Raw genomic sequence first — 12,469 nt, forward strand, 5'->3', positions numbered from 1 at the left:
GGACCCTTGCGAGGGCAGGGGTCACAGGTGGCGCGGTGCCCGCGACCGTCCGGAGGACGGCACGGATAACGCACAGCGTCTAATGCGCAATACCCAACGAAGACGGTAGACAAGCATGAATCTCCACGAGTATCAGGGTAAGCAGCTGTTCGCTGAATACGGCCTGCCCGTTTCCAAAGGCTACGCTGTCGACACCCCCCAGGAGGCCTACGAGGCTTGCGGCCGTATCGGCGGCGACGAGTGGGTCGTCAAGGCCCAGGTACATGCCGGTGGCCGTGGCAAGGCCGGTGGCGTGAAGCTGGTCAAGAGCAAGGAAGAAGCCAAGGAATTCGCCGCCAAGTGGCTGGGCCAGCGTCTGGTGACCTACCAGACCGACGCCAACGGTCAGCCGGTCAGCAAGATCCTGGTCGAATCCTGCACCGACATCGACAAGGAGCTCTATCTGGGCGCCGTGGTTGATCGTTCCAGCCGCCGCATCGTGTTCATGGCGTCCACCGAAGGTGGCGTGGACATCGAGAAGGTCGCTCACGACACTCCGGAAAAGATTCTCAAGGCCACCATCGATCCGCTGGTGGGCGCTCAGCCCTACCAGGGTCGCGACCTGGCCTTCCAGCTGGGCCTGAAAGGTGACCAGATCAAGCAGTTCACCCAGATCTTCGTCGGTCTGGCCAAGCTGTTCCAGGACTACGATCTGGCTCTGCTGGAAGTGAACCCGCTGGTGATCAAGAAGGACGGCAACCTGCACTGCCTGGATGCCAAGATCAACATCGACAGCAACGCCATCTACCGTCAGCCCAAGCTGCGCGCCTTCCACGACCCGTCGCAGGACGACGCCCGTGAAGCCCATGCGCAGAAGTGGGAACTGAACTACGTGGCCCTGGAAGGCAGCATCGGCTGCATGGTCAACGGTGCCGGTCTGGCCATGGGTACCATGGACATCGTCAACCTGCACGGCGGCAAGCCGGCCAACTTCCTGGACGTTGGCGGCGGCGCGACCAAAGAGCGCGTGACCGAAGCGTTCAAGATCATCCTGTCCGACAGCAACGTGAAGGCCGTTCTAGTGAACATCTTCGGCGGCATCGTGCGCTGCGACATGATCGCCGAAGGCATCATCGGTGCCGTGAAGGAAGTCGGCGTGAAGGTGCCGGTCGTGGTTCGCCTGGAAGGCAACAACGCCGAACTCGGTGCCAAGGTCCTGGCCGAAAGCGGCCTGAACATCATCGCGGCAACCAGCCTGACCGACGCTGCCCAGCAGGTCGTCAAGGCCGCGGAGGGTAAGTAATGAGCGTCCTGATCAACAAAGACACCAAGGTCATCTGCCAGGGCTTCACCGGTAGCCAGGGTACCTTCCACTCCGAACAGGCCATCGCCTACGGCACCCAGATGGTCGGCGGCGTGACCCCCGGCAAGGGCGGCTCCACCCACCTCGGCCTGCCGGTGTTCAACACCGTCAAGGAAGCCGTGGAAGCCACCGGCGCCGATGCTTCGGTGATCTACGTTCCGGCTCCCTTCTGCAAGGACTCCATCCTGGAAGCGGCCTTCGGCGGCATCAAGCTGATCGTCTGCATCACCGAGGGTATCCCCACCCTCGACATGCTGGATGCCAAGGTGAAGTGCGACGAGCTGGGCGTACGCCTGATCGGCCCGAACTGCCCCGGCGTCATCACCCCCGGCGAGTGCAAGATCGGCATCATGCCCGGTCACATTCACCTGCCGGGCAAGGTCGGTATCGTGTCGCGTTCCGGCACCCTGACCTATGAAGCCGTGAAGCAGACCACCGACGCCGGCTTCGGCCAGTCCACCTGCGTGGGCATCGGCGGCGACCCCATCCCGGGCTCGAACTTCATCGATATCCTGAAGCTGTTCCAGGAAGATCCGCAGACCGAAGCCATCGTGATGATCGGCGAGATCGGCGGCAGCGCTGAAGAAGAGGCCGCGGCCTACATCAAGGCCAACGTGACCAAGCCGGTGGTGTCCTACATCGCTGGTGTCACCGCACCGCCCGGCAAGCGCATGGGCCACGCCGGCGCCATCATCTCCGGCGGCAAGGGCACTGCGGACGAGAAGTTCGCCGCCCTGCAGGACGCCGGTGTGAAGACCGTGCGTTCCCTGGCCGACATCGGCAAGGCCCTGGCCGAGCTGACCGGTTGGGAAGTCAAGAAGGCCTGAGCCTGACCGACTGTAAAAAGGCCGCCTTCGGGCGGCCTTTTTCATGGGCGCTGCGATGACGCCTCATCAGCTGCCGGCTGCCTTTTCGCCGGTAATTCGTTAGGATGGCAACCTTCCGCTCCAACGGCCACACCGTGGCCCCACCAAGACCTGCTCCCATGAGGGCGGGCTGCCTCGTTTTCCTCATTGCTGGTACTGCCTTCCATGAAAGCTTTGCAAAGCCGGGATGTCCTGGCCCTTGGATTCATGACGTTCGCGTTGTTCGTCGGCGCGGGCAACATCATCTTTCCCCCGATCGTCGGCCTGCAGGCGGGCGAGCACGTCTGGAGCGCCGCCCTGGGCTTTCTGCTGACCGCGGTCGGCCTGCCGGTGCTGACGCTGATCGCCCTGGCGCGAGTCGGCGGTGGCATGGACGCCCTGAGCAAGCCGCTCGGCCAGACCGCCGCCCGCACCCTGGCCATCGTCTGCTACCTGTCGGTGGGTCCGCTGTTCGCCACGCCGCGCACCGCCACGGTGTCCTTCGAGGTCGGCGTTGCGCCGCTGCTGGGCAATGGTCCGATCCCGCTGTTCCTCTACAGCCTGGCCTACTTCCTGGTGGTGCTGGTGGTCTCGCTCTATCCGGGACGCCTGCTCGACACCGTGGGGCGCTTTCTCGGTCCGCTGAAGATCCTGGCGCTGGCGGTACTGGGCGGTGCGGCGCTATTCTGGCCGGCGGGCGGACCTGTCACGGCGGCGCCGGACTACGCCTCGCGGGCGCTGTCCCAGGGCTTCGTCAACGGCTACCTGACCATGGATACCCTGGGCGCCCTGGTGTTCGGCATCGTCATCGTCAACGCCATTCGTGCCCGGGGCGTGACCGCGCCGCAGCTGCTGACGCGCTACACCATCATCGCCGGTCTGATCGCCGGCGTCGGGCTGGTGCTGGTCTACCTGAGTCTGTTCCAGCTCGGCGCCGGCAGCGGGGTGCTGGTGCCCCATGCCAGCAATGGCGCCGAGGTGCTGCATGCCTATGTGCAGCATACCTTCGGCAGCGTCGGCAGCGACTTCCTGGCGGTGCTGATCACCCTAGCCTGTCTGGTCACGGCGGTGGGCCTTACCTGCGCCTGCGCGGAGTTCTTCAGCGAATTCCTGCCGTTCAGCTATCGCAGTCTGGTGGTCCTGCTGGCGGCCTTCTCGCTGCTGGTATCCAACCTGGGGCTGACGCAGCTGATCCAGATCTCGGTGCCGATCCTCACCGCCATCTATCCGCCCTGCATCGCCCTGGTGGTGCTGAGCTTCTTTACCGCCCGCTGGGCGGCGCCCGGGCGCATCCTCGGCCCGGTGCTACTGGTGGCCCTGGCCTTCGGTATCCTCGATGGCCTGCAGGCCGCGCACCTGACGGTGCCCTATCTGAGTGGTGCCGTGCAGTGGCTGCCGCTGGCCGACTCGGGCCTGGGCTGGCTGTTGCCGGCCGTGGTGGTGGGTCTTGCCGCCCTCGTCCTGGAAAGTCTGAGACGTGGCGGGCGCGCGCCCGAGAGTGAAGCCGAGCCGGATCCTTCGCGCTCCTGAATCGGTCGCCCACAAAAAAGCCCGCAGCAGCGGGCTTTTTTCATATCCGATCGGCTTACGGCTTGGGCTGGGTAGCCGGCGCGGTGCCGTTGGTGGTCCCGGTAGCCGGGCTCACCGAGGTGGCTTCGCCTTTGGATTGCTCCTTGGCAGCTTCGTTGGCAGCTTCGTTGCGCTGCTCAGCAGCCTTGTTGCTCTGCTCAGCGGCTTTGTTCAGGTTTTCCTGGGCTTTCTGTTCGGTCTTGGCAGCATCCTGAGCCTTGTTTTCGGAAGGCTTGTCACAGGCGGCGAGGCCGAAGGCGGCAGTGAAGAGCAGGGCGATGGCAAAGGGCTTTTTCATGTGTTTTCTCCTTATGAACTACACGACAGCCGTTCGAGCGCACCGCTAAAAGTTAAGTTCCGCGTCTAGCTCCAGCATCGCGCAAATTCCTACCTGCATCGCGAACCGAGCGCGCCAAGGTTGAAATGTCACCGCGCGCCCCCATCTCCGCGACATCGCCAGGCATCTGGTGCGTACCTATCGATAGCGGAGTTCGTAGCATGAGTGTGGAGACTCAAAAGGAAACCCTAGGCTTCCAGACCGAGGTGAAGCAGCTGCTTCACCTGATGATTCACTCGCTGTATTCCAACAAGGAAATCTTCCTGCGCGAATTGATTTCCAACGCCTCCGACGCGGCCGACAAGCTCAGATTCGAGGCTCTGTCCAAGCCCGAACTGCTCGAAGGCGGGGATACGCTGAAGATTCGCCTGAGCTTCGACAAGGAGGCCGGCACGGTCACCCTCGAAGACAACGGCATCGGCATGAGCCGCGAAGAGGTGATCGCTCACCTCGGCACCATCGCCAAGTCCGGCACCGCCGATTTCCTGAAGAATCTCAGCGGTGACCAGAAGAAGGATTCCAACCTCATCGGTCAATTCGGCGTGGGCTTCTATTCGGCCTTCATCGTCGCCGACCAGGTAGATGTCTACACCCGTCGCGCCGGCCAGCCGGCCGCCGAGGGCGTGCATTGGTCGTCCAAGGGGGAAGGGGAGTTCGAGGTCGCGACCATCGACAAGCCCGAGCGCGGTACCCGCATCGTGCTGCACCTCAAGCCCGAGGAAATCGAATTCGCCGATGGCTGGCGCCTGCGCAACGTGGTCAAGAAGTATTCCGACCACATCGGCCTGCCCATCGAGCTGCCCAAGGAGCAGCAGGGTGGCGAGGACGAGCAGCCGGCCGCAGCCGAGTGGGAAACCGTCAACCGCGCCAGCGCGCTCTGGACCCGTCCGCGTACCGAACTCAAGGACGAGGACTACCAGGAGTTCTACAAGCACGTCGGCCATGATTTCGAGAATCCCCTGACCTGGAGCCACAACAAGGTCGAGGGCAAGCTCGAATACACCTCGCTGCTGTACGTGCCGGCCCGCGCGCCCTTCGATCTCTACCAGCGCGAAGCGCCCAAGGGCCTCAAGCTCTATGTGCAGCGCGTCTTTATCATGGATCAGGCCGACCAGTTCCTGCCGCTGTACCTGAGATTCATCAAGGGTGTGGTGGATTCCAACGACCTGTCGCTCAACGTGTCCCGCGAGATCCTGCAGAAGGATCCGGTGATCGACTCCATGAAGTCGGCGCTGACCAAGCGCGTGCTGGACATGCTGGAGAAGCTGGCCAAGAGCGAGCCGGAGAAGTACCAGTCGTTCTGGGGCCACTTCGGCCAGGTGCTCAAGGAAGGTCCGGCGGAAGACTTCGCCAATCGCGAGAAGATCGCCGGTCTGCTGCGTTTCGCCTCGACCCACAACGGCGACGATGCCCAGAACGTGTCCCTGGCCGACTACATCGGCCGGATGAAGGACGGTCAGGACAAGATCTACTACCTGACCGGCGAGAGCCACGCGCAGATCAAGAACAGCCCGCACCTGGAAGTCTTCCGCAAGAAGGGTGTCGAGGTGCTGCTGCTGACCGATCGCATCGACGAGTGGCTGATGAGCTATCTCACCGAATTCGACGGCAAGCATTTCGTCGACGTCGCCCGTGGCGATCTGGATCTCGGCAAGCTGGACAGCGAAGAAGACAAGCAGGCCCAGGAAGAGGTCGCCAAGACCAAGGAAGGCCTGGTCGAGCGCCTCAAGCAGGCCTTAGAGGCCCAGGTCAGCGAAGTCCGCGTTTCCCATCGCCTGACCGATTCGCCGGCGATCCTGGCCATCGGCGAGCAGGACCTCGGCTTGCAGATGCGCCGGATCCTGGAAGCCAGCGGCCAGAAGGCCCCGGATTCCAAGCCGATCTTCGAGATCAATCCGCAGCACCCGCTGATCGAGAAACTCGATGGCGAGCCTGACGAGGACCGCTTCTCCGACCTGTCGCACATCCTGTTCGATCAGGCAGCGCTGGCCGCGGGCGACAGCCTCAAGGATCCCGCCGCCTATGTCCGCCGGTTAAACAAACTGCTGGTGGAATTGTCCGCTTAACAACGAAGAAGCCCGCCTCGGCGGGCTTCTTTCTATCCACCTTCTGGAGGACCCCATGGTCGAAGTCACTGTAAAACCCGTCGCCTACGAAATCGATGGCCAGCCGTTCGAGAGCCAGCTGGTGTATGCCACCAGCGGCAATCCCACCCGCCCGGGCGTGCTCCTGGCGCCCAACTGGATGGGGGTGTCCCATGGCGCCGTCGAGCAGGCCAAGGGCCTGGCCGAGGCCGACGGCCTGGCCTACCTGGTGGTGGATTTCTATGGTCGCAACGTGCGTCCGCAAAACGCCGACGAAGCCCTGGCGGCCATGACGCCGATCCGCGGCGATCGCGCGCTGCTGCGCCAGCGCATGCAGGCGGCCTATGCGGCCCTGGTCGCCCAGGCCGAGACGGCGGCGGTGGATGTCCATCAGATCGCCGCCATCGGCTTCTGCTTTGGTGGCTGCGCGGCGCTTGAACTGGCCCGTGACGGCGCGGCGCTGAGCGCCGTGGTGACCTTCCACGCCAATCTGGATACGCCCAACCCGGCCGATGCCGCCCGGATCACCGGCCCGGTGCTGGTGCTGCATGGCGCCTCCGATCCGCTGGTGCCGGACGAGCAACTCACCGGTTTCCGCCAGGAGATGGATGCCGCCCAGGTGGACTGGCAACTGCTGAGCTATGGTGGCGCGGTGCATTCCTTCACCGATCCCGAAGCCAACAATCCGGGCAAGCAGCAGTACCACCCGGTGGTGGCCAAGCGCGCCTTCCTGGCGATGCACAACCTGTTCGACGAAGTCTTCGCCCAGGGTTGAGGGCTTTCGCGACCTGCCTGCCGGAACCCGGATCGGGACCGGCAGGATCAGCCGCGGATGACTTCCTGGGTGAAGTCCAGCGGACCGCGGCAGCGCCGGCATAGATAGCGCCGTCCCTTGCGCACCAGCGCGTGACGCTGGGCGGTGAATTCGAAGCGGCCGTCGGGGCAGTTGCAGCGATACAGGTACAGGGTGCGTGCCCGTTGCGGCAATTCGTAGGTATGGCAGCGATCCGGCGGCAGGCCATAGACCCCGCGCATGATCAGCTGCCACTCCTCGCCATGGGGGCGGATGCCGCCACCGAACAGCTGATGCGCCACCAGATGCGCCACCTCGTGGGCGACGGTCTGCTCGAGGAAGTGGGCGCGATTTTCCTGATAGAGCTGCCGGTTGAATCTCAGCCGATTCTCGGTGAGATGGGCGACGCCGGCGCGCTGGCCACGCAGGGCCAGGCTGACCTCGGGGCGAGGGAAGCGGCGTTTGAAGAAGGCCTCGGCCTGCCGATAGCAGTCTTCGACCCGGGCTGTGAGTTGTTCAGGCATGGGCAACCTCTGGCGAGGCGGGTGATTATGCCGAAGCCCGTGCCTGCGCCCTAGCGTCCGCGGTCGGCTGGTGGCCGTAGTGCCGCCTCAGCGTATCCATGGCGGCATTGATGGCCTGCAGTCGGCCGGTGCTGCCACCGTGATCGGGGTGATGACGGCTGGCGAGCTGGCGATAGCGGCGGCGGATCTGGCCATAGTCCGCCGAGCGATCGAGTCCCAGCAGGCGCAAGGCCTCCAGCAGTTCGGACTCACCGTTGACCAGTGCCCAGAAGTGATTGAGCAGGTTGGCCACGTCTTCCGGGGTGGTGGTCTCCAGCTGGGTGACATCGAGGTAGTAGGCGCGTAGCGGATCGGCCACCACCAGCCCGGCACGGGCGCGCAGATAGGGGCGCAATTCGATGCGCAGGGCGCTGATGACCAGTTCGGCGCGCTGCTCGGCGCGGAGTTGATCGCGCAGTCGATAGAGGGCGTTGAAGACGCGGAAGTGCAGGCGGAAGAGTTCGTAGTTGTCGGTCACCGGGCGCGGCGGGATCAGCGGTGATCCCGCCCGGCGCAAGGCCTGCAGCAACTCGTACTCCGACAGGCTGGACTGGGCCCTGAGCAGTTCCTGGTGGAGCGCCGTCATGAGCGCCTGGGCTTCGCTCATGGCTGCCGGTCGCCATGGACTGACGTTCGGGGTAGGGCGGCGGACGCTTTGCGCGTAAAATGCCGGCCTTTCGTTTTTTCCTTTCGCGGATTCATCCATGGGCACCCTTTCGGTCAACCAGAACAAGCTGCAGAAACGCCTGCGCCGTCTTACCGGCGAAGCCATCGCCGACTACAACATGATCGAGGACGGCGACAAGGTCATGGTCTGCCTGTCCGGTGGCAAGGACAGCTACACCCTGCTCGACATGCTGCTCTACTTGCAGAAGGTCGCACCGATTCGCTTCGAGATCGTGGCGGTCAACCTCGACCAGAAGCAGCCGGGCTTTCCTGAACACGTTTTACCTCAGTACCTGAAGGAACTGGGGGTCGAGTACCACATTCTGGAACGTGATACCTATTCCGTGGTGAAGGAAAAGATTCCCGAGGGCAAGACCACCTGTTCGCTGTGCTCGCGCCTGCGGCGGGGCATCCTCTATACCTTCGCCGACGAGATCGGCGCGACGAAGATGGCGCTCGGCCATCATCGCGACGACATGGTAGAAACCTTCTTCCTCAATTTGTTCCATGGCGGCACGCTCAAGGCCATGCCACCCAAGCTGCGCGCCGACGACGGGCGCAACGTGGTGATCCGTCCGCTGGCCTATTGCAACGAGAAGGACATCGAGGCCTACGCCGTCTTGCGCGAATTTCCCATCATTCCCTGCAACCTCTGCGGCTCCCAGGAAAATCTGCAGCGCAAGGTGGTCAAGGAGATGCTGCTGGAGTGGGAGCGCAAGACGCCGGGGCGTACCGAGATCATGTTCCGCGCCCTGCAGAACGTGGTGCCCTCGCAACTGGCCGATCGCGAGCTGTTCGACTTCGCCAGTCTCAGGATCGATGACAGCGCCACGCCGCGCTTCGTCCAGGTGATGAATCTCTGATGCGGGACTACGCCTGGCTGCTCGAATACGCCCTCAATCGCTGCGGCTCCCGAGCGGCCCTGGAGGCGCGGCTGCCGCAACCCGTGGACGCCGCCACCCTGGCGTCCGTGGGCGATGACCGCTATCTGTCGCTGCTGACCCGGCGCATCTTTCGCGCCGGACTCAAGCACAGCCTGGTGGACGCCAAGTGGCCGGCCTTCGAGGAGGTCTTCTTCGGCTTCGATCCGGAGAAGGTGGTGCTCATGGGCGGCGAGCGTCTGGAGCGGCTGATGCAGGACGCCCGTCTGATCCGCCACCTGGGCAAGTTGCGCAGCGTGCCGATCAACGCCCAGATGGTGCTGGACTTCCAGCGCAGTCACGGCAGCTTCGGCCAGTTGCTGGCCGAATGGCCGACCCAGGACATCGTTGGCCTCTGGGAGCTGCTGACCAAGCGTGGCAATCAGCTGGGTGGCCTGTCGGCGCAGCGCTTCCTGCGCATGGCCGGCAAGGACACCTTTCTGGCGACAGACGACGTGGTGACGGCGCTCAAGGCGCAGAACATCCTCGACAAGGCGCCCACCGCCAAGCGCGATCGGCAGAAGATGCAGGAGGCCTTCAACCTCTGGCAGGAACAGAGCGGCCGCCCGCTCTGCCAGCTGTCGGTGATGCTGGCCCTGACGGTGAATCATTGACCGACGCCCTGGTGCGTGCCCAAGGCCTGCTGCAGCGGGCCGCGCGGGTGCTGTTCATCACCGGGGCGGGGCTGTCCGCCGATTCGGGACTGCCGACCTATCGCGGCCTGGGCGGGCTGTACAACGGCCTCACCGAAGAGGGCATCCCCATCGAGGCGGCGCTCTCGGGCAGCATGCTCCGGCAGCGTCCGGAGCTCTGCTGGCGCTACCTGGCGCAACTCGGCCGGGCCTGCGCTGCGGCCAGGCCCAATGCGGCGCACCAGTCGATCACCGACTTCGGCGTCTGTCACCCCGGCAGCTGGGTGCTGACGCAGAACATCGACGGCTTTCATCGGCAGGCAGGCTTTCCGCCAGAGCGGCTGATCGAGATCCATGGACAACTGGAGCCGCTCGCCTGCATGAGTTGCGCGCAGACGGTCGCGGATGCCCAAGATCACCTGGCCGGTCCGCTGCCGCCGCGCTGTCCCGCATGCGGCGGCATCCTGCGGCCACCGGTGGTGCTGTTCGAGGAAGCGCTGCCGGCCATCGAGCTGCAACGTCTGCAGGAGGCGATGGAGGAGGGCTTCGACCTGGTGATCGCCGTCGGCACCACGGCCGCCTTCGGCTATATCCAGGCGCCGATTGGCCAGACCCTGGCGCAGGGTGGTGACCTCATCGAAATCAACCCGGACCGCTCGTCGCTGAGTGGCTTGGCGACCGTTCAGATCAAAAAAAGGGCCGTAGACGTCCTTCCTCGGCTTTTGAGTCACATCGGAGGCTAAAAAAACTTGCCATCTGTGATCCAGGTCGGCAAGGTGTCGAAACTTTGAGAAAACGACACGGTCGTGCCCATGCCAAGGAAACGCTTCGCACCCCTCGTGCCCCTGTCTTTTGTCTGTCTGCTCGCCGCCTGTGCGAGTGCGCCGCAAAGTCCCGACACCGCCGTTGCCCCTGATCAGTCCTCTACCTCCCGGACCTTCCAGACCGCCTCGCTGCATGGTCTGGGTGGTGCTGGCAACGGTTCCGCCGCGGTGGAGACCGAGAGCGCTCAGCAACGTCCGGTCTTCCCCCATACCCAGTCGCCGCATCAACTGGATTGGGATCGCGAGGTCGGTCCGCGCCAGGCGCTGCCGAATCTGGCGGACCAGATCCTCAATCGCGCCACCCAGCTGGTGGGCACGCCCTATCGCCGCGGCGGCAGCACCCTGGCCGGTTTCGATTGCAGCGGTTTCGTCAATTACGTCTTTCGCGAGCGGGCCGGCATGACCCTGCCGCGCTCCACCCGCGAGATCATCGATCTCGAAGTACCGGTAGTCAGCAAGAACGATCTGGAACCTGGCGATCTGTTGCTGTTCAATAGCAACGGCCGTGGCCGGGTCAGTCACACCGGTATCTACATGGGCGAGGGCAAGTTCATCCATTCCTCCAGTCGCCGCAGCGGCGGGGTGCGGGTGGACAGCCTGGACGACCAGTACTGGAAGGTGAGTTTCCTGGAAGGCAAGCGCGTATTGCGCTGAGGCGTATCGCCGCGATCTCCGCCGGTGCGCTTCGAGGACCCGTCGAGGCTGCGTGGCAGGCCGACGGTAATCGATGGATAACTAAGGATGTCTCCAATGCCGCATGCGGCTCGCCTCGGATTGTATTGCGCCTTCGTGCTGCTGGCCGCCTGTGCCGGCAGGCCGCCCCAGGCACCCGCACCGGTCGCCCCGGTCGTCTCCCGCCCCCTGCTGGAAAGCCAGGCCCAGGCCGCCAACGATGTGCTCTTTCGGGCCATTGGCCTGGTCGGCACTCCCTATCGCTACGGCGGCAATACCCCGGCGGGTGGCTTCGATTGCAGCGGGCTGATCGGCTACGTCTATCGCGATGCGGCCGGGGTGACCCTGCCGCGTTCGACCCGCGAGATGATCACCCTCGGCTCGCCTAATGTGGCGCGCAATGCCCTGCAGCCCGGTGATCTGATCTTCTTCGCCACCGCCGGTGGCCGTCAGGTCAGCCATGCCGGCATCTACGTCGGGGAAGGGCGCTTCGTCCATGCACCGCGCACTGGCGGGACGGTGCGCCTGGACAGCCTGGCCAAGCCCTATTGGCAGAACAGCTATCTGCAGGCCAAGCGCGTGCTGGTCACGCCGAGTCTCGCCGGCGGCTATTGAACCCCGTTCCGCCCGGGCCGCTCGAATAGGCATCCAGCCCGTGCGGAGCCCATCATGCCCCAGGCGATACGTCTGCCGCCCCAGCCGGCTCGTTGCGAGCTGTGTGGTAGGGCGGCGCCGCTCACCCGCCATCACCTGATCCCTCGCTCGCTGCACGACAAGGCATACGTGCGCAAGAGATTCGACCGCGTCAGCCGGATCACCGCCACCCTCTGGGTCTGCCGACCCTGCCACAACCATATCCACCAGACCTTCGACGAAAAGACCCTGGCGCTGGAATACAACAGCCGCGAGTTGCTGCTCAGCGATGCACGCATTCGCCAGTTCGTCGACTGGCTGGCGGCCAAGCCCGATGGCTTCGTGCCCAAGCGTTGAGTAATACCACCCCTATAGTGCTTGGGCGTGGGAGGTCTTCCTTCCCGTCCTGAGTGCGGGTAATCAGAATCGGTGGTTGCTGGCGACTCACAGCTCTCGCGCAAGAGCGCAGCCGGAGTGGAGCAGGAATGTAAAGGCCGCCGTTGACGTGCGGGCCGAAACTGTCGCCTGCATCTCACCTCCAGGGGCGAACGCCACGGGCGCTTGCCGCTGCGATTAGGATGACGGCAAC

At 64.3% G+C, this 12,469-nt stretch carries 14 protein-coding genes; 11 read left to right on the plus strand and 3 right to left on the minus strand.

All coding sequences use genetic code 11. From position 1 onward, the window contains the following. Positions 1-115 precede the first annotated feature (115 nt). The 3 genes from sucC to brnQ all read left to right on the plus strand — a co-directional run bounded on the left by sucC (position 116) and on the right by brnQ (position 3,717). Complete coding sequence (gene sucC / locus PSEK12I1_RS0119805; protein WP_007159249.1) at positions 116-1,282, plus strand: ADP-forming succinate--CoA ligase subunit beta; 1,167 nt, start codon at positions 116-118, stop codon at positions 1,280-1,282. Continuing rightward, positions 1,282-2,169 (plus strand): succinate--CoA ligase subunit alpha, encoded by an 888-nt coding sequence (gene sucD, locus PSEK12I1_RS0119810; RefSeq protein ID WP_027602680.1) that lies wholly within the window; start codon positions 1,282-1,284, stop codon positions 2,167-2,169. Before sucC ends, sucD begins: the two co-directional genes overlap by 1 nt. A 204-nt stretch (positions 2,170-2,373) precedes the next feature. Next, the gene (brnQ, locus tag PSEK12I1_RS0119815) at positions 2,374-3,717 is read left to right on the plus strand and encodes a branched-chain amino acid transport system II carrier protein (RefSeq protein WP_027596950.1); all 1,344 of its coding nucleotides are present in this window, start codon (positions 2,374-2,376) and stop codon (positions 3,715-3,717) included. Between the two features lie 55 nt (positions 3,718-3,772). Here brnQ and PSEK12I1_RS0119820 read toward each other — a convergent pair whose 3' ends face one another. Then, positions 3,773-4,054: a hypothetical protein gene (locus PSEK12I1_RS0119820; protein ID WP_027596949.1), complete on the minus strand. Its 282-nt coding sequence runs from the start codon at positions 4,052-4,054 to the stop codon at positions 3,773-3,775. A gap of 200 nt (positions 4,055-4,254) precedes the next feature. On the opposite strand from PSEK12I1_RS0119820, the gene htpG reads away from it, so the two are divergent. Then, positions 4,255-6,159: a molecular chaperone HtpG gene (gene htpG, locus PSEK12I1_RS0119825; protein ID WP_027602681.1), complete on the plus strand. Its 1,905-nt coding sequence runs from the start codon at positions 4,255-4,257 to the stop codon at positions 6,157-6,159. Between the two features lie 55 nt (positions 6,160-6,214). Further along, positions 6,215-6,952 (plus strand): dienelactone hydrolase family protein, encoded by a 738-nt coding sequence (locus tag PSEK12I1_RS0119830; RefSeq protein WP_027596947.1) that lies wholly within the window; start codon positions 6,215-6,217, stop codon positions 6,950-6,952. 47 nt (positions 6,953-6,999) lie between these two features. On the opposite strand, the gene PSEK12I1_RS0119835 is transcribed toward PSEK12I1_RS0119830, so the two are convergent. Both PSEK12I1_RS0119835 and PSEK12I1_RS0119840 read right to left on the minus strand, forming a co-directional pair. After that, entirely contained in the window at positions 7,000-7,500 is a 501-nt protein-coding gene (locus PSEK12I1_RS0119835) for a SprT family zinc-dependent metalloprotease (protein WP_255211827.1), read from the minus strand. 19 nt (positions 7,501-7,519) lie between these two features. Then, on the minus strand, positions 7,520-8,140 hold the full coding sequence (locus tag PSEK12I1_RS0119840) for a DNA-J related domain-containing protein (protein WP_027596945.1): 621 nt from the start codon (positions 8,138-8,140) through the stop codon (positions 7,520-7,522). Between the two features lie 97 nt (positions 8,141-8,237). Here PSEK12I1_RS0119840 and ttcA point away from each other — a divergent pair, with 97 nt between their 5' ends. The 6 genes from ttcA to PSEK12I1_RS0119870 all read left to right on the plus strand — a co-directional run bounded on the left by ttcA (position 8,238) and on the right by PSEK12I1_RS0119870 (position 12,237). Next, a complete protein-coding gene (gene ttcA / locus PSEK12I1_RS0119845; RefSeq protein ID WP_027602682.1) occupies positions 8,238-9,062 on the plus strand; it encodes a tRNA 2-thiocytidine(32) synthetase TtcA in 825 nt (274 codons plus the stop codon). Further along, positions 9,062-9,733, plus strand: coding sequence for a DNA-3-methyladenine glycosylase I (locus tag PSEK12I1_RS0119850; protein WP_027596943.1), 672 nt, complete (start codon positions 9,062-9,064; stop codon positions 9,731-9,733). Before ttcA ends, PSEK12I1_RS0119850 begins: the two co-directional genes overlap by 1 nt. After that, positions 9,730-10,494, plus strand: a complete 765-nt coding sequence (locus tag PSEK12I1_RS0119855; protein WP_027602683.1) for an NAD-dependent protein deacylase — start codon at positions 9,730-9,732, stop codon at positions 10,492-10,494. Before PSEK12I1_RS0119850 ends, PSEK12I1_RS0119855 begins: the two co-directional genes overlap by 4 nt. Before the next feature lie 96 nt (positions 10,495-10,590). After that, positions 10,591-11,229, plus strand: a complete 639-nt coding sequence (locus PSEK12I1_RS0119860; RefSeq protein WP_081347965.1) for a C40 family peptidase — start codon at positions 10,591-10,593, stop codon at positions 11,227-11,229. 96 nt (positions 11,230-11,325) lie between these two features. Next, on the plus strand, positions 11,326-11,862 hold the full coding sequence (locus tag PSEK12I1_RS0119865) for a C40 family peptidase (protein ID WP_017638877.1): 537 nt from the start codon (positions 11,326-11,328) through the stop codon (positions 11,860-11,862). A gap of 54 nt (positions 11,863-11,916) precedes the next feature. Continuing rightward, positions 11,917-12,237, plus strand: coding sequence for a hypothetical protein (locus PSEK12I1_RS0119870; RefSeq protein WP_007159236.1), 321 nt, complete (start codon positions 11,917-11,919; stop codon positions 12,235-12,237). Positions 12,238-12,469: the final 232 nt, after the last annotated feature.

This window comes from Pseudomonas sp. MOIL14HWK12:I1, from assembly GCF_000510705.1.
Classification (GTDB): Bacteria; Pseudomonadota; Gammaproteobacteria; order Pseudomonadales; family Pseudomonadaceae; genus Chryseomonas; species Chryseomonas oryzihabitans.